General features: G+C 44.0%; 12 protein-coding genes. 8 read left to right on the top strand and 4 right to left on the bottom strand.

Annotation, left to right across the window (positions count from 1 at the left end):
- Position 1 precedes the first annotated feature (1 nt).
- Positions 2-601 (bottom strand): NifU family protein, encoded by a 600-nt coding sequence (locus BMW86_RS10480; RefSeq protein ID WP_089781568.1) that lies wholly within the window; start codon positions 599-601, stop codon positions 2-4.
- Between the two features lie 172 nt (positions 602-773).
- On the opposite strand from BMW86_RS10480, the gene BMW86_RS10485 reads away from it, so the two are divergent.
- A complete protein-coding gene (locus BMW86_RS10485; RefSeq protein WP_089781570.1) occupies positions 774-2,321 on the top strand; it encodes a glycoside hydrolase family 10-like protein in 1,548 nt (515 codons plus the stop codon).
- 233 nt (positions 2,322-2,554) lie between these two features.
- Here BMW86_RS10485 and pafA read toward each other — a convergent pair whose 3' ends face one another.
- Positions 2,555-4,180 (bottom strand): alkaline phosphatase PafA, encoded by a 1,626-nt coding sequence (gene pafA, locus BMW86_RS10490; protein WP_089781572.1) that lies wholly within the window; start codon positions 4,178-4,180, stop codon positions 2,555-2,557.
- Between the two features lie 121 nt (positions 4,181-4,301).
- Positions 4,302-5,117, bottom strand: coding sequence for a glycerophosphodiester phosphodiesterase family protein (locus BMW86_RS10495; RefSeq protein WP_089781574.1), 816 nt, complete (start codon positions 5,115-5,117; stop codon positions 4,302-4,304).
- A 352-nt stretch (positions 5,118-5,469) separates the two neighbouring features.
- On the opposite strand from BMW86_RS10495, the gene BMW86_RS10500 reads away from it, so the two are divergent.
- The 7 genes from BMW86_RS10500 (at position 5,470) to BMW86_RS10530 (ending at position 21,424) form a co-directional block, all read left to right on the top strand.
- Positions 5,470-6,240: a DeoR/GlpR family DNA-binding transcription regulator gene (locus tag BMW86_RS10500; RefSeq protein ID WP_089781576.1), complete on the top strand. Its 771-nt coding sequence runs from the start codon at positions 5,470-5,472 to the stop codon at positions 6,238-6,240.
- A 496-nt stretch (positions 6,241-6,736) separates the two neighbouring features.
- On the top strand, positions 6,737-11,266 hold the full coding sequence (gltB, locus tag BMW86_RS10505) for a glutamate synthase large subunit (protein WP_089781578.1): 4,530 nt from the start codon (positions 6,737-6,739) through the stop codon (positions 11,264-11,266).
- Positions 11,267-11,291: 25 nt separating this feature from the next.
- The gene (locus tag BMW86_RS10510; protein WP_089781580.1) at positions 11,292-12,767 is read left to right on the top strand and encodes a glutamate synthase subunit beta; all 1,476 of its coding nucleotides are present in this window, start codon (positions 11,292-11,294) and stop codon (positions 12,765-12,767) included.
- A gap of 138 nt (positions 12,768-12,905) precedes the next feature.
- The gene (locus BMW86_RS10515; RefSeq protein ID WP_143056546.1) at positions 12,906-13,517 is read left to right on the top strand and encodes a hypothetical protein; all 612 of its coding nucleotides are present in this window, start codon (positions 12,906-12,908) and stop codon (positions 13,515-13,517) included.
- 231 nt (positions 13,518-13,748) lie between these two features.
- Positions 13,749-18,704: a translocation/assembly module TamB domain-containing protein gene (locus tag BMW86_RS10520; RefSeq protein WP_089781584.1), complete on the top strand. Its 4,956-nt coding sequence runs from the start codon at positions 13,749-13,751 to the stop codon at positions 18,702-18,704.
- Position 18,705: 1 nt separating this feature from the next.
- Complete coding sequence (locus tag BMW86_RS10525; protein WP_177189214.1) at positions 18,706-21,003, top strand: translocation and assembly module lipoprotein TamL; 2,298 nt, start codon at positions 18,706-18,708, stop codon at positions 21,001-21,003.
- A 46-nt stretch (positions 21,004-21,049) separates the two neighbouring features.
- The gene (locus tag BMW86_RS10530; protein ID WP_089783634.1) at positions 21,050-21,424 is read left to right on the top strand and encodes a septal ring lytic transglycosylase RlpA family protein; all 375 of its coding nucleotides are present in this window, start codon (positions 21,050-21,052) and stop codon (positions 21,422-21,424) included.
- Between the two features lie 469 nt (positions 21,425-21,893).
- On the opposite strand, the gene BMW86_RS10535 is transcribed toward BMW86_RS10530, so the two are convergent.
- Positions 21,894-22,856, bottom strand: a complete 963-nt coding sequence (locus BMW86_RS10535) for a hypothetical protein (protein WP_089781587.1) — start codon at positions 22,854-22,856, stop codon at positions 21,894-21,896.
- Positions 22,857-23,003: the final 147 nt, after the last annotated feature.

The following is a 23,003-nucleotide window of genomic DNA, read 5'->3' on the forward strand; positions in this document are numbered from 1 at the left end:
CTTATTCTGCTTCTGCCACTACTTCTCTCACTTCCGGAATCATCCGCTTCATCATGCCTTCAATACCGGCCTTCAGCGTAATCATAGAAGATGGGCAGCCTGAACAGGATCCCTGCAGCATTAACGTCACCGTACCTTCGTTGTAATCTTTAAATTGTATTGCTCCTCCGTCCATTTCTACTGCAGGCTTCACGTAATTCTCCAATAATTCCTTAATACGTTTCACAACATCAGTATCATCCGCACTTACCTCGTTACTGGCAGATTCTTTAGTAATTACTATCTCATCTTCATTCACGATAGGCCTGTTATTATCTTCCAGGTATTCTTTCAGGAATGCTTTGATAGTAGGTATAATATCGTTCCAGTCTGTTTCAGATGTTTTGGTAAGGGTGATGAAGTTTGCCATAATAAAAACGCCTCTGATAAACGGAAAGCTGAACAGCTCTGACGCTAAAGGAGAGGGTTTTGCACTGGCTTCATCCGGAAAATCGATGTGCTTGCCTGGATACAACAGTTTGTTAGCTACAAACTTCATTGTTTCCGGGTTGGGCGTCATCTCCGTATATATGCTTATAATTGGATTTCCAGTTTTAATCATGGTATTCTGTTCTTTTGATAATGCAAAGGTAGCAACTTTCGGGCAGAAACACGGGATTCAATCGACCTTTAACTATCGAATTTTCCAATAGATATATAGATAAACAGCATATTATGGCTATTGTTAATCGTTTTGTTACTTTCGCAATTTTCAGGTCTTAACGTATTGTAGAATGGTGAAGCATTTATTAGCGGTAATCTTGCTGCTCACCGGCCTCTTTTGCAGGCAGGGATTTGCACAGTTACCGCCAAAACGGGAATTACGCGCAGTATGGATAGCAACAGTGGAAAACATTGATTGGCCGTCGAGAAAGGGATTACCCGTAGAACAGCAGAAACAGGAATTTACAGACATACTTGATCACCAGCAGCAAAACGGCATGAATGCCGTGGTGGTGCAGGTGCGCCCTGTAGCAGATGCTTTTTATGCATCTCCTTTCGAGCCCTGGTCTGAATATCTTACCGGCCGGCAGGGGCAGGCGCCTGATCCTTATTATGATCCCCTTCAGTTCATGATAGCCGAAACCCACAAGCGGGGTATGGAATTCCACGCCTGGTTCAACCCCTATCGTGCAGTGTTCAGTGTAAGCCGTAGCAGTGTTTCGCCTACACATATTACCAAACAGCGCCCCCAGTGGTTCCTGACCTTCGATGGCCGCAAATATTTCGATCCCGGCGTTCCTGAAGTACGGGAATATGTGACCCAGATTATCCGCGACGTTGTTCGCCGCTATGATATAGATGCCGTTCACTTCGACGATTATTTCTATCCTTACCCCGTACCGGGCAAGGATTTCCCCGATTATAGCTCTTACCGGCAATATGGCCATGGTATGGCGAAAGACGACTGGCGCCGCTGGAATGTGGATACCATTATCCAGATGGTGAGTAAGATGATAAAGGAAGAGAAGCCCTGGGTGAAATTCGGTATCAGTCCTTTTGGCGTTTGGCGCAGCAGGGACCGCGATCCCGAAGGTTCTTACACCAGAGGTGGCCTCACCAACTACGACGATCTTTATGCAGATGTACTGAAATGGCTGAAGAAAGGCTGGATAGATTATGCCGCTCCACAGCTTTACTGGGAGCGCGGGCATCGTACGGCTGATTTTGAAGTATTACTGAACTGGTGGGCCCAGCATGGGTATGGTCGTCATGTGTATATCGGCCACGGCGTATACAAAATCAACAGTAATGCTGCCTGGAATAACCCGAACGAATTGCCCATACAACTCACAGAAGTACGCACCCTCAATACGATACAGGGTAGTTTCTTCTATAGTAACAAGTCTTTTACCGGAAATCCCCGTGGGATAGAAGATACGCTGAGGAATCACTTTTATCATTATCCGGCTTTAAGACCCATTATGCCCTGGCTGAATGGCAAAGCGCCTTTCTCTCCTTATTTTATTGATGCAATAGAAAAGCCTAACGGGTTAAATTTATTTTGGGCAGATAATGATACTTCCGGCCGAACCAATCAGTACGTGCTGTATCGCTTTAACGCTGACGAAGTCATTAACCTGAATGATCCATCCAGGATCCTTACCATCCTGCCACAGATGGCAGATCCTCAATACATAGATGCTACCTATGTAAAAGGAAAACTCTACACCTATGTATTAACAGCGCTGAACCGGCTACAGGATGAAAGCCACGCCAGTGATCCTTTATATATGAAGATAATACGGGGTAAAACAAAGTTCCTGTTTGATCCTGAATAGCATTTTAGCTGTGTTTGTAGTAACAAAACACAATAGGCTCCGTTAGGAGCCCCGTGTTTGTAGCAAAGATCTATCTTCTATATAATTGACTCCGTTAGGAGTCCCCTAAATCGCAAATATCAGGGGACTCCTAACGGAGTCTGTGTTTTGTTGTTTAACATGTTTTCTACAAACACGGGGCTCCTAACGGAGCCTATTACGTAGTAGAATCATGTAATAGATTCTCTGGTAAGCTATTTATATACTTCCATCACTGGTTTCCCTACACAACCACTTGGCATCTGTATATGTAACATCGCCGCAATAGTGGGTGCAATATCCGTCATACTGGTCATCGCATTCGTCGCCCCGTGTTTCACATGCCAGCCCATAAACAACAAAGGCAAATGTGTATCAAACGTATTCCAGCTGCCATGTGTAGTCCCCTTATCAGATCCCTGGAACCAGCCTGGTTCCTGAATAATCATCACGGCTCCGCAGCGTTTAGGGTTATACCCGTTAATGATCATCGATTTGATCGGCTCTGGCACCGGACTATTCCCAATATTATCAATATCAACCGCAAATTCAACTCCCGGCTGCTGTTGCAGATACATCACCGCTTCTTTCTTCACCGCATCATAATCCAGCTTCTGCTCTTTTATTTTATTCCTGTCAAAGTTCACATGATAATTCTCTCCGGAAACCGCCAGTTTATCCACACCAAACTTAGCCAGTAACGCGCTGTTCACCCCTGCCAGCAGTTTTCCACCTGGCACAAGTCCCGCAGGAATATTATGCTCCTGCATAAACCCTACAGAATGCGCTACACCATGATCTGCAGATAAAAACACCAGGTAATTCCCCTTGCCCAAACGCTGGTCCAGATACCGGAAAAATGCGGACAGATCTTTATCCAGACGCAGATAAGTATCTTCTACCTCTATAGAATTAGGCCCATACTGATGACCCACATAATCCGTAGAAGCACAGTTAATCGTTAAGAAATCCGTCATAGTGCCACCACCAAGATTATACCCGGCAATCGCCGCTTTGGCAAAATCCAGTGTCAGCGTATTCCCGGAAGGAGTAGAGCGCAAACTTACCGGGTCCTGTGGATAAATCACCGGCATATTATGCGGGAAAGTAGTGGTCGTCTCCCCTTTAAAAGTTCCTTCCCAACTCTGGGAATCAGCAGTACTCTGCACATAGGTCTTTATAGGATATAACGTTTCCCAGGGCTTAGACATAAGTGCTGCCGGTTCTTTGGTATTATTGAACTTCGTTACCCATTCAGGTAATTCATTCATATAATAAGAACTGGTCACAAAACTACCGTTACTATCATCCAACCAGAAAGCACCATCAGGCGTATGACCGGCAGGCAGGATAGAAGCCCTGTCTTTCAGGGAAACCCCTACCACTTTAGAACGGAAATTAGTAGCCAGTTTCAACTCATCTGTAATGGTCGTCGCCAGTAAATTACGCGGAGACATCTTTCCCGCAGCAGAAGTAGTACCAACAGATTGTACCGTAGTATCCTCTGTGCAATACCATTTACGGCCGGTTACCTGGTCTGTCCAGTCATTCCCGGTAATACCATGAATGGCAGGTACAGATCCTGTATAAATAGTACTATGCCCCACCGCGGTAAAAGAGGGGAGATGTGTGATGTAAGTGTTCTCGCAGGAGAATCCTTCGCCCATCATTCGTTTAAATCCACCGGCCTCGTAGCGGTCAGCATAACGATAGAGGTAATCCCAGCGCATCTGGTCTACCACAATCCCTACAACAAGTTTTGGTCGTGGTGCTGCCTGCTGCGCCATAACAGAAAAGCCCATGACACATGCCAGGGCAAGAGCTGATAATTTTTTGGTCATAATCGATAATTTTCAACATTCCATTGATCTGCGTATCAAACACATACAAAGTCTTGAATGTTGCTAAATTATCCTTTCCCGCAAAATATTAATTTACCAGTGGATAAATAGCAGGATAAATTTATACTCCTGCATCCTTAAACCTATCCGGATAATCTGAGATAATTCCATCTACCCCCATCTCTTTCAGCTTCTTCATATCTACGATATCCTGAACTGTCCAGGGTATTACCTGGATCTTCTTTTCATGACAGGCTGCCAGGATCTCCGGTGTAAGGAACTGATAATAAGGATTATAAAAAGCAGGAGAGATGCCCAGCAAAGATAATTGCTGATCCAGCGACATTGTTTTATCCTCAGAGAGATAACCCAATATGATGTTAGGATATTGGTGATGTATCACCTGTAAAGGACGAACATCGAACGACTGCACAATCAGTCTGTTACCAAGCGGGTTCAATTGTTTCACCGCCATCAGCTTATTAATATATTCTTCCGGAGCCGGTTGTTCCTTACCATCCGTTTCCTCAGAGGACTTAATTTCCAGCAGATAAGTAACTGCCGGTAAATGATGTGCCTGGGTATACGCCTCTACAGCATCTATCATTTCAGACAATAGCGGCGCATAACTCTTCAGCCGCTGTTGCTGAGGAAATGCAGGATACGCCTTTTCACCGATCACAAATTCCCGGATACGACTATAATCCATCTTATAAAAAGTATACTGTTCCCGGGATGTGATCTCCGATCCGTCCGGCATAGTCGTATAAACCGGGTTAAAAGAAGCATCATGATAAACAACTACCTGCCCGTCTTTAGTAATATGTATATCAAATTCAACCGTATTGGCGCCGGATGTTATTCCCTTTATCATGGCTGGGATTGTATTTTCAGGCATCAGCCCCCGTGTACCACGGTGTCCTACTTTATAAAACATACCAGGTTACTTTATAAAATGATTGCTTTCACTTCTATCTCATCAATATCCAAAGAAAAAAGAAAATTAAATAAATTGAAACAACCAATAAAAAACTGAAAAAACAATCGATAAATGATAAAAAGATATGCTAATAAACGAATTAGATCATTTCAACTCTACTTGAATAAGGAGAATTTACTTCATATCCTTTCGTTTATACACTAAAGACTACAAATTTCCCTAATATTTTTTTCTGTCATTATGCATTTAATTCAACAACATGAAAGTACTTTTGTAACTATTTGGAAGATGGCATAGCGTTTCATCCCCAACTACAGGTACATTTCAATACTCTTTAATTTTTGCGCATATGTCAATGATAAATATTGCAGAACGGCATAAATATATCCTCGACAGGTTGTCTGAGAAAGGATATGTGAATGTCGTAGATCTCTGCAAAGAACTGGACGTATCCGGTGTAACCATTAGAAAAGACCTCAAATTACTGGAAGACAAGGCCTTGTTATTCCGCTCCCATGGAGGTGCTACTATACACAACCCGTATATCAATGATAAACCTGTTAATGAAAAGGAGAAGATCCGCAGGGATGAAAAGAATAATATAGCCATCGCTGCTGCCGGCTTAATCGCCCCCAACGATGCCATTATTATCTCTTCCGGTACCACGGCCTTGGCCCTTTCCAGGAATATCCACCCTAAAGGACATCTTACAGTTATCACTCCTGCGCTGAACGTAGCACAGGAACTGCTTCGCCATCCCGAAATAGAAGTATTACAACTGGGCGGTATTGTCCGCAACAGTTCTTCTTCTGTAACCGGTACTTATGCAGAAAGAATCCTGGCTGATTTTTCCTGTAGCAAACTGTTCCTGGGTTTAGATGGTATTGATATCGAATTTGGACTGACCACCACTAATATATTGGAAGCACAACTAAACCAGCGAATGGTGAATGCAGCACAGAAAACCATAGTACTGGCGGATTCTTCTAAATTCGGCCGCCGTGGTTTTGGTAAAATCTGTGGTATTGAGGATATTGATGAGATCATTACAGACAGCGGTATCTCCCCACATATTGTAAAAGCATTGGAAGAGCTGGGCGTGAACGTCCGTATCGTTTAAGACTCCTTAATAAGGTTCTAAATAGCTTCTGAACAGGATTATCCTCCGTTTATCCTCCGTTAAAAGACGGAGGATAAACGGAGGATAATCCTGTTTTATTCCTGTTCATATCTATACCATAGATATAGTGATCCTTCGTTCATCCTTCGTTCGCGAACGAAGGATGAACGAAGGATCACTATATCTCTACTGGGTAAACCCTATATTTTCCTTGTCCCTATAGCTCTTCCCTCACCCCCAACACATTACGCCTTTTTAACACCCAACAAGCACCCTAAAGGGTAAAATCAGACCAGTTAAGCCTACACTTCTTATATAATTCTAACAAAAGCCTATACTTTTTTAATCTTTTCTAAATTTTAACCCTTATACGAAAGTTTTGGTAAAAAATACCGTATTCCTTTAGTATCTTTATAGCATTCCCGATACAAAAATTACGGTACCCTCTCCCGAATTATGCCAGGAGAAGTATGCCAAGGTCAAAAAATCTAAACGAATGCAAGAAGTGAAGCAATTGCAAGGACTGTACCACCCGGATTATGAACATGATGCTTGCGGAACAGGCTTTACAGCCCATATCAAGGGCCGTAAATCGCATCAGATCATCCGGGATGCGCTGACCATGTTGGAAAACATGGAGCATCGCGGTGCATGTGGCTGTGAACAAAACACTGGTGATGGGGCGGGGATCCTGATTCAGTTGCCACATGAATTTCTGTATGACGAATGCCTTAAAATCGGCATTAGTCTCCCCGAATTTGGTAAATATGGTGTAGGAATGGTTTTCTTTCCAAAGGAACCCCGATGGAGAGAAGAATGTCGTGAGATTTTAAACCGAGCGGCGGAAAAATTAGGTCTGGAAATTCTTGGTTATCGTAAAGTGCCTGTTCGTCCGGACGGCATTGGTGAAGGTGCGCTTTCTGTAGAACCTGAAATCGAACAGGTATTTATTGCCTGTCCTTATCATATTACTGACAACGATACATTTGAACGCAAACTTTTTGTTTTGCGTAATTATGTTTCCAAAACAGTACGTAACACTGTACCTAAAGAAAAGGCACTGTTTTATATACCATCTCTCTCTACTAAAACGATTGTGTATAAAGGACAGTTGACCACTTACCAGGTACGTCATTATTATGCAGATCTCAGCGATGAGAAAATGGTGTCCGCTTTTGCGCTCATCCACTCTCGTTTTGCTACCAATACATTCCCTAGCTGGCGCCTGGCTCACCCTTACCGCTACATTGCGCACAATGGTGAAATCAACACGCTGAAAGGAAACCTCAACTGGTTACGTGCCGGAGAGAAAGACTTTATCTCTAAATTCTTCTCCCAGGAAGAAATGGATATGATCCTTCCTATTGTGGAAGAAGGTCAGTCCGATTCTGCCAGCCTGGACAACGTAGTAGAACTGCTGTTGCTCACCGGCCGCTCCCTTCCGCATGTAATGATGATGCTGATCCCCGAAGCATGGGATGGTAACGCTGCAATGGACCCCGTAAAGAAATCCTTCTACGAGTACCACGCTTCCATGATGGAACCCTGGGATGGTCCTGCCTGTATCTCCTTTACTGATGGTAAGATCATCGGGGGTACCCTGGACCGTAACGGTCTTAGACCTGCCCGCTTCGTTATCACTAAAGACGATCGCGTAATCATGGCTTCTGAAGCCGGTGTATTACCTATCGATCCTAAGAACGTAAAAGAAAAAGGCCGCCTGCAACCTGGAAGAATGTTCGTTGTGGACATGGAACAGGGCCGCATCATCGGCGATGAGGAACTGAAACAGACCATCTGTTCTCAGCAACCTTACGGCGAATGGCTGAATAAATATAAGATCCGTCTGGAAGAACTGTCTGAACCAAGGGTAACTTTCAGTCACCTGGAACACGATCAGATCTTCAAATACCAGCAAGCTTTCGGTTACTCTACCGAAGACCTGGATACCATCATTGCGCCAATGGCGCTGGATGGTAAAGAGCCGATCGGTTCTATGGGTACAGATGTTCCCCTGGCCGTACTGAGCGATCAGCCTCAGCACCTCACCAGCTATTTCAAACAACTGTTCGCACAGGTAACCAATCCACCTATCGATCCGATCCGTGAAAGACTGGTAATGTCTCTTGCTACTTTCGTAGGTAATAATGGTAACCTGCTGGATGAAGATCCGCTGCACTGCCACGGACTGGCACTGCGTCATCCCATCCTGAACAACTTCGAACTGGAAAAAATACGTAGTATAGATACCGGCCTGTTCCAGGCTAAAACATTGCACACCTATTTCCGTGCAGATGAAAAGCCCGGTTCCATGGAGAAAGGATTACAACGCCTCTGCCGTTATGCAGTGGATGCTGTAGAAGATGGTTTTGAAGTAATCATCCTGTCAGACAGGGCGATCGACTCCGAACATGCTGCCATCCCTTCTATCCTGGCTGCTTCCGCAGTACATCACCACCTGATCCGCAAAGGATACCGCGGCCAGGTAGGCCTCATCGTAGAAGCCGGTGACGTATGGGAAGTACACCACTACGCTTGTCTGCTGGGCTTTGGCGTTACCGCCATCAACCCTTACCTGGCTCTCAGCACCATCCGCGACCTGAAAATCAACGGAAAGCTGGAAACAGAACTGGACGTAGACAAACTGAAAAAGAACTACATCAAGGCAGTATGTGAAGGTTTGCTGAAAGTATTCTCTAAAATGGGAATTTCTACCCTGCAATCTTACCAGGGTGCACAGATTTTCGAAATACTTGGTATCAACCGCCTGGTAGTAGATAAATACTTCACCGGTGCCGTTTCCCGCTTACAGGGTATGGGCCTGGATGAAATTGCCCGCGAAACACTGGCAAAACACTGGATGGGTTATGGCCGTAAAGAAACACCGGTACAACGCCTCACTACAGGTGGTGTATACCAGTGGAAACGTAAAGGCGAATTCCATCTCTTTAATCCAACTACTATTCACCTTTTGCAATATGCTACCCGTATGGGCGATTACAGCATATTCAAGAAATACTCGAAGTCGGTAAACGATCAGAGCGAGAAAGCAGCCACCCTGCGCAGCCTCTTCGCTTTCAAACGTACCCGTCCTTCTGTTCCTATTGAAGAAGTAGAATCTGCACAAAGCATCCTGAAGCGTTTCGCTACCGGTGCTATGAGCTTCGGTTCTATCTCTCATGAGGCTCACTCTACCCTGGCTATCGCTATGAACCGTATCGGTGCAAAGAGCAATACAGGTGAAGGTGGGGAAGATGAAATGCGCTATGAAAAATTACCTAACGGTGATAGCATGCGCTCTTCCATCAAACAGGTTGCCAGTGCCCGTTTCGGTGTTACCAGCAACTACCTCACCAATGCGGATGAACTCCAGATCAAAATGGCTCAGGGAGCAAAACCCGGAGAGGGTGGCCAGCTGCCCGGCCATAAGGTAGACGAATGGATCGCGAAAGTGCGCCACTCTACACCAGGAGTAGGATTGATCTCCCCTCCACCGCATCACGACATTTACTCTATCGAAGATCTTGCTCAGCTGATCTTTGACCTGAAGAACGCCAACCGTGCTGCCCGTATCAGTGTTAAACTGGTATCCAAAGCAGGTGTTGGTACCATCGCTGCCGGTGTGGCAAAAGCCAAGGCAGATGTGGTGCTGATTGCAGGCCATGACGGTGGTACCGGTGCTTCTCCTATAAGTTCTGTGAAACATGCCGGCTTACCTTGGGAACTTGGTCTGGCAGAAACACATCAGACACTTGTAAAGAACAAACTGCGCAGCCGTGTAGTGGTACAGACAGATGGTCAGCTGAAAACAGGCCGTGATATCGCTATCGCTACTTTGTTAGGTGCTGAAGAATGGGGTGTGGCTACTGCTGCTCTGGTAGCAGAAGGTTGTATCATGATGCGTAAATGCCATCTGAATACATGCCCTGTGGGTGTTGCTACTCAGGACCCTGAACTGCGCAAACGCTTTAACGGGGATGCTGAAAACGTAGTGAACCTCTTCAACTTCCTGGTAGAAGAATTCCGTGAGATAATGGCGGACCTTGGTTTCCGTACCGTTGTTGAAATGGTTGGCCAGGTAGATAACTTACAGGTACGTGAAAATATCACTCACTGGAAATACAAACACCTCGATCTTTCTCAGGTATTATATAAAGAACCAGCTGGTCCTGAAGTAGGCCTGTACAAACAGGAAGAACAGGATCATGGTATCAGTGAAGTGATCGACTGGCAGTTGCTGAAAGCTGCACAGCCAGCGCTTGAAAAGAAATCACGTGTATATCAGCAGTTTACAGTAAAGAATACCGATCGTGCTACAGGGACCATCCTCAGTAATGAAATATCCAAACGTTACAAAGGCGATGGTTTACCGGAAGATACTATCCACTACAAGTTTGTAGGTTCTGCCGGCCAGAGTTTCGGTGCCTTTAATACAAAAGGTGTTACCCTGGAACTGGAAGGTGAAGCAAACGACTATTTTGGTAAAGGTCTTTCCGGCGCAAAACTGATCCTCTTCCCACATGCTGAAGCTGGCTTCAAAGCAGAAGAAAATATCATTGCCGGTAACGTGGCATTCTACGGAGCAACTTCCGGTGAAGCCTACATCCGCGGTAAAGCAGGTGAACGTTTCTGTGTACGTAACTCCGGAGCTACCATCGTAGCAGAAGGTGTTGGCGACCATGGTTGTGAATATATGACCGGTGGTAAAGCAGTGATACTGGGAGAAACAGGCCACAACTTCGGCGCTGGTATGAGTGGTGGTATTGCTTATGTATATGATGTGAAAGGTACTTTCGAAAGTCGCTGCAATAAAGATATGATCGATCTGGACCCCCTGGACCAGGAAGATGCAATCGCTCTGCAGGACCTGATTACCAAACATCATGCATACACAAACAGTACAGTGGCTAAGTTCATATTAAAGGACTGGGAAAATCAGCTGCGTCATTTTGTGAAAGTATTCCCGAAAGAATACAAAGCCGTTTTAAGTGCGTCAAAAACACAGGCTCAGAAAGTAGGGAAGTAGTACTAACATTCTAATGAAAAGATAAATGGGCAAACCAACAGGATTCCTGGAATTTACAAGAGAGCTGCCATCTAAAGTGGCTCCTCAGGAAAGAGTCCAGAATTATAACGAGTTCATCGAAAAGTATTCAGATACTAAACTGAATCAGCAGTCTGCGCGCTGTATGAATTGTGGTGTTCCTTTTTGCCATAGCGGTTGCCCGCTGGGTAATGTGATCCCGGAATTTAATGATGCCGTGTATCACAAAGACTGGCAGGAAGCATATAATATATTAAGCAGTACCAATAACTTCCCGGAGTTTACCGGTCGTATCTGTCCGGCTCCATGTGAAAGTGCCTGTGTATTGGGTATCAATCAGCCTCCTGTTGCTATCGAAGAAATTGAACGTCATATTATTGAAATCGCTTTTGATAAAGGGCTGGTACAGCCTAAATCACCACGTGTACGTTCCGGTAAAAAAGTAGCGGTAATTGGCTCTGGTCCTGCGGGAATGGCTGCCGCTGCACAACTGAACTATGCCGGACACCAGGTAACCGTGTTTGAAAGGGATGATGCTCCGGGTGGATTACTCCGCTATGGTATCCCGGATTTCAAACTGGAGAAATGGGTAATCGACCGTCGTGTGAAACTGATGGAAGATGAAGGCGTAGTATTCCAGTGTAATGCTAACGTAGGTGTGAATGTAAGTGTGAACGACCTGCTGCGTGAATACAATGCCATCGTACTGGCTGGTGGTTCTACCATCCCACGCGATCTAGATATTCCCGGCCGTCATTTCAAAGGTGTGCATTATGCGATGGACTTCCTGAAACAACAGAACAAACGCGTAAGCGGCCGTGCTGTTTCCGGAGCAGACATCCTGGCCACCGGTAAGAATGTGGTAGTAATCGGTGGTGGTGATACTGGTTCCGACTGTGTAGGTACTTCTAACCGTCATGGTGCGATAGGTATTTCACAACTGGAACTGTTGCCAAAACCACCGGGAGAACGTACTCCTTATATGCCATGGCCAACATATCCTATGGTGTTGAAAACATCTTCTTCTCACGAAGAAGGCGCTGCACGTCATTGGGCAATTGGTACCAAGGAATTTACAGGAGATGAGAATGGTAATCTGAAAGGATTAAAAATAGTGAATCTCGAATGGGCACTGGGACCAGATGGTCGTCCGGGTGGTTTCAAAGAGGTTCCCGGAACAGAACAGGAATTACCCTGTGAACTTGCTTTCCTGGCCATGGGCTTTGTACACCCTCAACACACCGGTATGCTGGATGAGTTGGGTGTAGAGAAAGATGAGAGAGGAAATGTGAAGGCAGGTGAAAAAGCGTTCCAGACTTCTATACCCAAGGTATTTGCTGCCGGCGATATGCGTCGTGGTCAATCCCTGGTAGTATGGGCAATCAGCGAGGGAAGAGAATGTGCAAGAAAGGTTGATGAGTTCCTGATGGGCAGCTCACAGCTGGAAAGTAAAGATCACTCTTTACAGGCGCTCGCTGTATAAATTAAGTTGAATGCTTTGATTAAAATTTCTCATAAGCAGGTTTAGATTTTGTTGTAACCTTCAGCCGGGCCGGGTCTTTACCCGGCCTTTTGCTTTTATCATTCCCGCTAAATAAACATGTCTTACTTTTGCATCCTTATGATGCGGTTTTTACTTTCTACAGCGCTGTTCTCCGGACTTTTCCTGTCATCTTTTGCACAGGATACTTCTATATATGATACTCATCAATTAAAAAAGGGTATCTATAAAAGCTTTAAGGAATTCCGCTCCAATCAGCCATCAGAAAATGGGAAACTGGTTGTAAAGGACAAAACCCCGGCAGCCCAGATTTACCTGCTTGCTTCCCGCAATCAGTTAATGCTCGTGGATTCCGCCGGTCATGAACATAAAGTGAAGAATTTCTGGGGATATAGTGACGGAACCGCCGCATATATCCGGGATAATGGTCTTAATAAATTCGACGAAATAGGATATTATTGTTTATATCAGGTACATGCTATTACTTCTGCCCCGGCCAACCGTGCCACAGAAGGAATCATTTTTAATAATACCCCTCCTGCTACCATCAGCAGAAAAGTATTGAATATAGTTACAGGAGATGTCTACGATCTCACATTTTTCAATCTCCGCAGATATATCCTTCCCCAGGATACCGCTCTGTTGAGGGAATTTAACGATGACCCAAAGAATAAGGAAAAACTGATCTACTACATTGAGAAATTCAATCAAAGAAATAACCCTGTCTGGTAATATAATTCTGTTTTTATCCCCTCTTTTTTCCTGATTCTCGTTTGCGGGTACAAATTTTGTTTACTGACAGTATTCGAACAACGAACATCCTAAAGTGTTTTAATCCAGTAATTTACTGTAAGTAACTATTTTATAGTGACGGCACCATCAACTCAAGAGCAACAGCATCACCAACGCCCCTGGTGGCGATGGGTTTTATGGACGGTTTTGGTCCTGTTATTATTACCGGTTATGGCTGTATTGCTTTTACAGCTGGAATCTGTTCAGGATTATATACGTAGGCAAGGGGAATCCTATCTGCAAAAGAAACTACACACCCGTGTGAAGATTGGCTATCTGCGCGTAAGAGGCTGGCAATACCTGGAATTACGGAATGTATTTGTGGCAGATACCAGTTCACAGGCGCTTTTATATTCTGGTTCCCTTAAAGTACGGTACAATTTGTTGGCAATTCTCAACAATGAGCTACAGATCAATCATCTGGAATGGGATAGCTTACTCGTAAATATCTACCGCCATCCTCAGGATTCGGCGTTTAATTACCAGTTTGTAATAGATGCCTTTGTAAGTAAAGACAGTATTCCAGACACCGTTTCCACTAAAACCGGCACTACCATTCAGTTTCATATCAAAGACGTGACCCTTAAACAGGTACGCGTAAGATATCTAGATGCTCCCGGAGGAATGAATGCCGTAATCACCTGGCAGGAACTGCACGTAGATCCGGATGAATTATTACTCGATGATGGTCTCTATGCTTTCCGCGGTATAAAATTAGACGGACTGAAAGGCTTCTTCAAACAGGAATACAGACCCAAACAATTAACCAGCGCAGCGCCACCACCAGTAGATACCGGCAGTGCAGCCTTTCATCTTCTCCTTAAAAAACTACAGGTCCAGAATAGCTCTTTCCTGTATGCCGATGAAGGAAGTGGTATATCTACCGCCTGGAGAATAGGAAAACTGGAACTCCTTAATTCAAGCATAGACCAGGATTCTACCCGTGTACTGGTAGGAGGACTAAAGATCAGCAATACCTCCGGGGTCTTCTCCTTATCCACAGCCCGCGATACATCCAAACCAGATCCTGCAGATAGTACTCCCAATACCTGGCAGGTACTGGCTACGAAAGCAGAACTGGAACATCTAAACGTTAAATTCGATAATAACACCGCTCCTGCAAAACGGGGCGCCGGCAGTGATCCGGATTATAACCACCTTTTACTCAGCAACTTCAATACGCATATCAGCAATATTCTTTACAAACCAGATACGATCAGCGCTATCCTGCACAAACTGTCAATGACAGACCGTTCCGGATTTGCTATCAAACAGGCACATTTTAATGTCCTATTCACACCTCAATCTCTCTCCTTACAGAACCTTTTGCTGCAAACAAACAAAAGCCTGTTCAGGAAACAGATTGCTGTGAATGTTCCTTCATGGTCTACCTTGTCCGACAATCTGGAATTGTTACAGCTTCGTGCTAACCTGGACTCATCCCATATTACCCTGGCAGAATGGTTACCCTTTGTACCGGACGCCCGGCAGAATAAATCCATGAAACCCCTCTGGGACAAAGAAATCGAGTTAACCACTGTGCTGAAAGGCTCCCTGGGTAAACTGATCATCGAAACTTTACGCATTGCTGATAACAAAGGAAACCGCATTCAGGCACACGGCGAAGTAGAACACGTAACAGATGCAGATCATCTCTACGCTAACTTATCCGACATCTATATTTTATCAGGAAACAAACAGCTGCGCTCTTGGCTTCCTGCTAACACTTTACCGGATACACCCCGCTTACCGGAATCACTGCTTATTACCGGTAGTTTCCTGGGAGGCATGCAGGATATGACAACGGCATTACAACTGAAAAGCAGTTCTGCCAATGCAAACCTCACAGCTCATCTTATAAATATCACAGACAGTATCCACAGTCGTTATGATGTAAATCTGTCTTCCTTCCACATACACCCCGGGATATTATTATATGATACCACCTTTGGCTGGGTAAGTGGAAATATGTCAGCCAGCGGGCAGGGATATTCTTTCCCTGGTATGATCGCTAATGCTGCTATGCATTTAAGCGACGCCACTTACAAAGGATACACTTATCACGATGTTGCAGTAAAAGCCAATATTGATAAGCAACAACTGCATGCAGAAGGAGAAAGCAAGGATACCAGTATTACGATGGTGTTTAATGTAGATGGAACGCTCAACGACACCACTCTGCAATCTTTACAGGCAAAGCTGCAACTGGATAAGGCAGATCTGTTTGCCATACATATGTACACGGAACCGTTGCAGTTGAAAGGCTCCCTGGATGCAGATTTCAGCAGCCTGGAACCCCGTCGCTTAGAAGGCAATGCATTCCTTGATGGATGGCAGATTGCCACACAGGGGCAGGTATACACCATAGATACTGTTGCTTTGATAGCACATTATCAGGATAAACAATATCTTTCATTAACCGGTCCATTTGGTTTTATAAATGCAAATGGTTCAATAGATTATACAAAAGTCGGTGCTGCCTTTGGCCAGTTGATCAACAGACCGCTGCAACCTTATGATAGTGCGAAACTGATTCAACTTCCATCAGGACAAATACTCCAATGGAACGCTGAATTAACCTGGCCCCGCAGCCTCAAAACCATGATACCTGGTCTGCGCATGGAAAAGCCGCTTCTCATGAATGGCCGTCTGAACACAGACAGCAGCCTGCTGGTACTGAATGCCGCCTTACCCAAATTAACATACGACTCCCTGCAGGTGGATAGTCTTCTCCTCAATGCAAGTGTCCTGGACACAGCACTGAAAGCGACTATCTCTTTAGCACAGTTGCACCATAAAGTAGTACCACTGTATTATACACAACTGAATGCTCTGGCTTCCGGCGGTAAAGTAAACTGGGACCTCTTCCTGGATGATATCAAACGGAATCCTAAATACAAGGTAGGTGGTTATGTGCAGTTTCTGCCGGACAATGCCATCTCTCTTTCCCTGAAACCAGATCTGATGCTGAACAGGCAACAATGGAAAGTAGCGGATGATAATCGCATACATATCCACAATGGTTCTCCGGATACCGCAACGCTTAAAATATCTTACCAGGAACAATCTATAGAATTACAGACCCGGCCAGATAGCAGTAATAGTACCCTACCTGCCATACAGGCAAATATCAAAGACTTCAAACTGTCTACTATTACAGCATTACTGGCAGCAGATACCTTACTGGCAAATGGTAACATGAATGCACAGGCCCTTATAAGCAATCTTGATAAATCGCCTCTCATCAGAAGCACTATAAAAGTAGACAGCCTGGTTTTCCGGGGTTCTAAATTAGGCACCCTCAATGCTGATGTGGAAACACCTGTGGCCAATCAGTATAAATTAACGGCCACTCTTATTGGGAACGACAATGACCTGAAAGTTGCCGGTACTTATGATACAACTATCAATGCCAATGTGGATATCAACCGTATTAATATGTCTTCCCTGGAAGCATTTACGTTTGGTAGCGTCAACCGCATGCATGGTACGGCAGATGGTAAGTTCACTATCACTGGTACTACCGACAATCCCAAAGTGCTGGGTAATCTCCATTTTGATAATGCAGGAGGGACCATCACAGAAATTGGCACCCCGCTTACTATGCCGGATGAGAACATTGTACTGGATGAGAAAGGTCTGCAATTCAATAAGTTCGTAATTGCAGATAGCCTGCAAAATGAGCTGGTACTTGATGGCCGCATCAATACAAAAGACTACACCAACTTTAACTTCAACCTGGATATCAATTCCAATAACTTCATGATACTGGGTAAACAGCAAAACCCTGATCAATTATATTACGGTCCTGCTTTTGTTGACACCCGTATCAAAATACGCGGTAATCTCGATCTGCCCCGTGTAGATGCTTCTCTTAAACTCCGTGATAAATCAAGTATTACTGTAACGCTGCCAAGTGAAGAACCAGGTGTTGCCAATAGGGAGGGTGTGATCGTTTTTGTGGATAAGTCCAATCCTATTGATTCCTCTCTTCTGAAAGCAGTAGACAGCACCAAATTCCAGAATCCCCGTTTAAAAGGAATCAACTTCTCTGGTACTGCGGAAATCACACCTGAATCTACTATCAAGATTATCATTGATCCTGTCAATGGTGACTATGTTCAGGCGAAAGGAACAGCCACCCTCAATGCTACCCTGGACCCCAGCAGTAAACTGAGCCTTACCGGCCGTTATGAGATCTCTGAAGGTAAATATGAAATGTCTCTGAACCAGTTGATCAAACGTAGCTTCTCTATAGAAAAAGGAAGTGCCATTATTTTCAGCGGAGATGCTACCAGCGCAGATCTTGACATCACGGCTAAGTATACCGTGAATGCTCCGGCTGCCGATCTGGTACAGGATCAGTTAACTTCTCTCCCAGAAACAGAACGCAATAAATATAAACAGCGTCTGCCTTTCTATGTATACCTGAAAATCAAAGGTTCTCTGCTCAAACCAGAAATATCCTTTGAACTGGATATGCCGGAAGCAGACCAGAACGCATTTAGCGGAAGTGTGTATAACCGTCTGAGACAAATCAACCAGATCCCTTCTGAGCTGAATAAGCAGGTAATGGGATTACTGGTAATGGGTAGCTTCATCCCTGAAGATCCTTTGGCAGGAGAGGGCAGCGGAGATTTTGGTGTAAGCAATATGGCAAGACAAAGTGTAAGCAAAATCCTGTCTCAACAGCTGAATAACCTGGCAGGCAACCTGATAAAAGGTATCGATCTCAACTTCGATGTAGAATCCAAAGATGATTACTCCACCGGTTCTCAGCAGGAAACGACTAACCTGAAAGTAGGTGCTTCAAAAAAACTCTTCAACGATCGCCTCTCTGTTTCTGTTGGTTCCAATGTGATGTTACAGGGAGAAAGCCAGGCCAACCCAAGTACACTGGTAGGAGATATTTCTGTAGAATATAAACTGACCAGAGATGGCAGATATCGTGTGAGAGTATATCAGCGGAATGATAACAGTACCGTGATTGAGGGTCAGGTAGTTGAAACAGGTGTAGCATTTGCCCTGATCATGGATTATGATAATTTCCGTGAGATATTCCAACGCGCTAAAAAAGATAAAACGCAGACTAAACTGCGAACTAAAAAACCCGACAGTAAAAAATAAAATGGTTAGAGGAAACTGGCATATTATACCCCGATTGCTATTGCTACTTGCTGTTGTTTGCATCAGTGCCTGTAGTACAACTAAGAGCGTCCCGGAAGGTGATCGTCTTTTTACCGGTACCAATATTAAATGGGAGGGTAAAAAGTCCCGGGATTACAGTACCCTTACTGAAACAATGGAGAGTAGTGCCAGACCCAAACCCAATAAGAAATTTGCAGGATTACCTTTCCGCCTCTGGTTTTATAACCTTGGGAAAGAACCCAAAGGGAAAGGACTCAATTACCTGTTAAGACGTAAATGGGGAGAAGCGCCTGTTTTATTAAGTCAGGCCAAACCTGATTATACATCCAATGTGATGGAACAATACCTGGTAGACAATGGATTCTTCCAGGCACTTGTTACTTCAGAGATAAAGAACAAGGGTAAGAAAAAAGCATCTATCCTTTATACCGCTACTCCCAATCTTCGTTACCGTATAAAAAGCGTAACATATGTAACAGACAGTAGTATCCTTGGTAAAGCTGTAGCTGCTGCTCAGCAAGGATCTTCCCTGAAACTGAACCGTCCCTACAGATTGGATAGTATCAAAGCAGAACGTAATCGCATTCATAATATACTGAAGGAACAGGGGTACTATTATTTTACGCCGGACTATCTGCTGGTGGAAGTAGACAGTACCAATAACGGGATGGTGGATCTGTTTGTAACTATCAAACCCGAAACGCCTGCTCCGGCCCGGAAGATGTACCACATGAAAAACATTACGGTGTATCCTAACTACTCCCTGGATAATGATTCGCTTTCCAGATCGGGTACTCCGGTTGTTTATAACCGCCTGCGTATCATAGATACTACTAATAAATTCAAACCCAGCGTATTTGACCGTTCCATATTCCTGAAACCGGATAGCTTGTACCGCTTGAGTTCTCACAATATTACGCTGCATCGCTTAACAGACCTTGGTACATTCAAATTTGTAAAAGGGACGTTCCGGCCGGTAAGAGGGGACAGTTCTCTTTTAAATGCAAGTTTCTTCCTCACCCCTTATCCAAGACGTAGCCTGCAGGCTGAGTTGAGAGGTACTTCTAAATCCAACAACTTTGTAGGATCAGAAGTAAAAGTTACTGCCCGCAACCGTAACTGGCTGCATGCTGCTAACCTGTTGGAAATCTCTGTTTCCGGTGGATTGGAATGGCAGGTGGGAGGGAAGGCCACCTCCGTACAAACAGGTGGCAACTCCTATAACTTCAAGACGGAAGCTGCGGTAACCATTCCCCGTTTCTGGCAACCAATATTTAAGGGACTGAATGTACGTACACCATATGTACCCCGCACCCGTATCAGCCTGAGTTATGAATTGTACAGCCGTAGTCAGTTATATAATCTGAACGCTTATTCTTTTAATTTCCAGTACATCTGGCGTAAGACAGAATTCCTGGAACATAAGTGGTCCCCTTTTTCCATCACTTACGTATTACCGACTAAAACAACAGCCGGATATGACAGCATCCTGAAATATGATCCCAGTCAGCGTTCTGCCATTGAAAAGCAATTTATCCTGGGTGGTAATTATAACATTACTTTCAACAATCAGTCAGCTAATCGTGTTCATAGTTTTTATATCAATGGAGATCTGGACTATTCCGGTAACATTGCCGGTTTGATTGTTCCTAAAGGGGATAGTTCGAAAAATATTCTGGGCATTCCTTTTGCCCAGTTTGTTCGTTTGACTGTAGACGCAAGGCATTACTGGAAATTAAACAGGAAGTTCACCTGGATAAACCGTATTTATGCGGGTTACGGTCTCCCATATGGTAATTCCAGTACACTACCCTTTGTAAAACAATACTTTATAGGAGGTAGCAGTAGTCTGCGTGGATTCAGGGCCAGAACACTGGGCCCCGGATCCTACAAAGATTCTTCCAGTCAATACCTGGCCAATGAAGCCGGCGATATTAAACTGGAATATAACTCTGAGTTACGTGCACACCTCACTGGCATATTTAATGCAGCTTTATTTCTGGATGCCGGTAATATATGGCTAAAAGGGGTTGTACCCGAAAAAGCTGGAAGTCAATTTAAATTAGGCTCTTTTGTCTCCCAGATGGCAGTAGATGCGGGTGCTGGTTTACGCGTAGATGCTTCTATTATTGTAGTACGACTGGATGTTGCATTCCCTCTTCGTAAGCCCTGGTTACCACAGGATGAGCGATGGGTAATTAAAGATGTAAAATTTGGCGATCCCGACTGGCGTAAGGAAAATCTGATATTGAACATAGCGATAGGATATCCGTTTTAAAAAACTGTTTTATCTTGGGGGCATATCCCCCATTATAATAATGCCTATGAGAACTATACAATATTCACGCAGTCTGATTGTACTATTATGTACACTCTTATTTCTGACTTCCTGTAGCAGGAAGATTACTGAAAATGGAAAGGCATCATATTATGCTGATAAGTTTGAAGGCCATCGTACTGCCAGTGGTTCTACATTTCATCAGAATGGTCTGACGGCGGCACATCGTACTTTACCTTTTGGTACAAAAGTTAAAGTCACAAATGTTGCTAATGGTCGTTCTGTAAAAGTGAGAATTACTGACCGGGGTCCTTTTGCCGAAGGCAGAGTAATAGACTTATCTAAAAAAGCAGCCAGAAAAATAGGTATGCTTAGTACAGGAGTTGCCGTAGTAGAGGTCACTTATAAAAAGAAAAAGTAAAAAAGCCCGTCAGTAGTTTAAACCCGCTACCACAAAGAAATACAAGGAAAATACCTGCATACAGGTATTTCTCCGCTACTTCCTGTATTACTCATTTATCTCACATTTTTGTAGTAATTATTCTATTTTTTTTGGAAATTCTCTGACAGTATTGTTATTTGCGCCGAAATCAGTTACCATATTCCATGAAAAATGCACTTACTCCGCATTATCTGGTATGTGCGTGTTTGAAGAAGCAGGATAAATGTTATCATGTGAATACTAACTGACCTCGTTGTTATTATCCTATCTCTGTAAGTCCCTTTTTACCAGTTCTTTTTCCGTATAATTTATTTACGAGTATATACCCGTTTTATATAACGGTTATGCATAATGAGGAATGTAATTGAACGTCCGGTAATAATTTTGTTTCCATATCCTATCTTACATAACCAAGTCCGCTGCCGGTGATACTTTTCACCGGCAGTTTTTATTTCCCACGCACATAACTGTTCAAGGCGCTGTTCTGACGTAAAAGAGAATGCAGATACCTGGCTGTATAATGCTGACCATTCACATTATACACCGGATCATTGGTTACAGTAATGGTATCAGGTGAAGAGTATAAAGGGAGGATAGCATTGCGGGCAAAAATATTAGACGCCGCCGGATCCAGTATATACTGTTGGTTATCATAGGGAATACGTAAAGCTTCTCTTCCCATTTTCAGATTTATAGCCAGGTTATTCACATATTCTGTAACAAACTGGTCCCTGTTAAAATCCTGTCCTGCCTGTAAACGGGCCTTTGAAGCAGCCATCAGCTCATCCATATATTTTACAAGAGCAGGATTATAGATCCCTACCTTGGGTACGTAAAATTTCCAGATCTCATTAATCCCATCCAGTGAAGCCACTGCCTCTGGTAAACTATTTCCGGCCTGTGGTGAGTCAAATCCGCTTAACCCCAGAGACATGATACGTACCAACTCCAGTCTCATTGCATCAAATAATTGTGCATCAGTAGGTTGGATCACTTCACTCTCTTTCTCTAATCTTCCCATAACCGATTTCAGCTTACGGGCTTCTGCATAAGCCATATCTGGTTGCAGTACAGGAAATATCGTTGTTTCCAATGCCTGGAAGTTCTGTGTTTCTTTACCTGTACCGTTCATAAACTGTGCAGTATAAGGATGATAGAATTCTACTACCAGTTCTATCTTTTTATATGCGAGTCTTGTTTCTTTGAAGGCATGCTGCACCGCTTCTCCAGACTGATGTTCTGCCAGTGCTTTACAAAGCAGGTCTACTTTTTTATCGAGGTTATCCACAGACTGATGATACCATTTCCTGGTACTGTCTACAGCAAGCGTATCATTGCTTTTCAATTCAAAAATACTGTAGGTACAAATTATCAACAGGAGCAAGCTCACAACAATAACGGACAGTCGCATACTAGATTTTTTATAAGTCAGTAAATATCAAAGCTCTGTATCCTTCACGGTGAGATGTTGGTAACAGTTGCAGGTTGGACTAAAATAACCTTTACATGTTAACTCGCTGTTACGCCAATTTTAAGTTATTTTTATCTTAGCAGAATT

It is taken from the genome of Chitinophaga sp. YR573 (genome assembly GCF_900110995.1).
Taxonomy (GTDB): domain Bacteria; phylum Bacteroidota; class Bacteroidia; order Chitinophagales; family Chitinophagaceae; genus Chitinophaga.

Bases quoted from the DNA above. Each gene is read 5' to 3' on its own strand.
- gltB (WP_089781578.1), top strand. From the start codon at position 6,737: ATGCAAGAAGTGAAGCAATTGCAAGGACTGTACCACCCGGATTATGAA.
- BMW86_RS10495 (WP_089781574.1), bottom strand. From the start codon at position 5,117: ATGTTTTATAAAGTAGGACACCGTGGTACACGGGGGCTGATGCCTGAA.
- BMW86_RS10485 (WP_089781570.1), top strand. From the start codon at position 774: ATGGTGAAGCATTTATTAGCGGTAATCTTGCTGCTCACCGGCCTCTTT.
- BMW86_RS10480 (WP_089781568.1), bottom strand. From the start codon at position 601: ATGATTAAAACTGGAAATCCAATTATAAGCATATATACGGAGATGACG.
- BMW86_RS10520 (WP_089781584.1), top strand. From the start codon at position 13,749: ATGGCTGTATTGCTTTTACAGCTGGAATCTGTTCAGGATTATATACGT.
- BMW86_RS10530 (WP_089783634.1), top strand. From the start codon at position 21,050: ATGAGAACTATACAATATTCACGCAGTCTGATTGTACTATTATGTACA.
- BMW86_RS10515 (WP_143056546.1), top strand. From the start codon at position 12,906: ATGATGCGGTTTTTACTTTCTACAGCGCTGTTCTCCGGACTTTTCCTG.
- pafA (WP_089781572.1), bottom strand. From the start codon at position 4,180: ATGACCAAAAAATTATCAGCTCTTGCCCTGGCATGTGTCATGGGCTTT.
- BMW86_RS10500 (WP_089781576.1), top strand. From the start codon at position 5,470: ATGTCAATGATAAATATTGCAGAACGGCATAAATATATCCTCGACAGG.
- BMW86_RS10535 (WP_089781587.1), bottom strand. From the start codon at position 22,856: ATGCGACTGTCCGTTATTGTTGTGAGCTTGCTCCTGTTGATAATTTGT.
- BMW86_RS10510 (WP_089781580.1), top strand. From the start codon at position 11,292: ATGGGCAAACCAACAGGATTCCTGGAATTTACAAGAGAGCTGCCATCT.
- BMW86_RS10525 (WP_177189214.1), top strand. From the start codon at position 18,706: ATGGTTAGAGGAAACTGGCATATTATACCCCGATTGCTATTGCTACTT.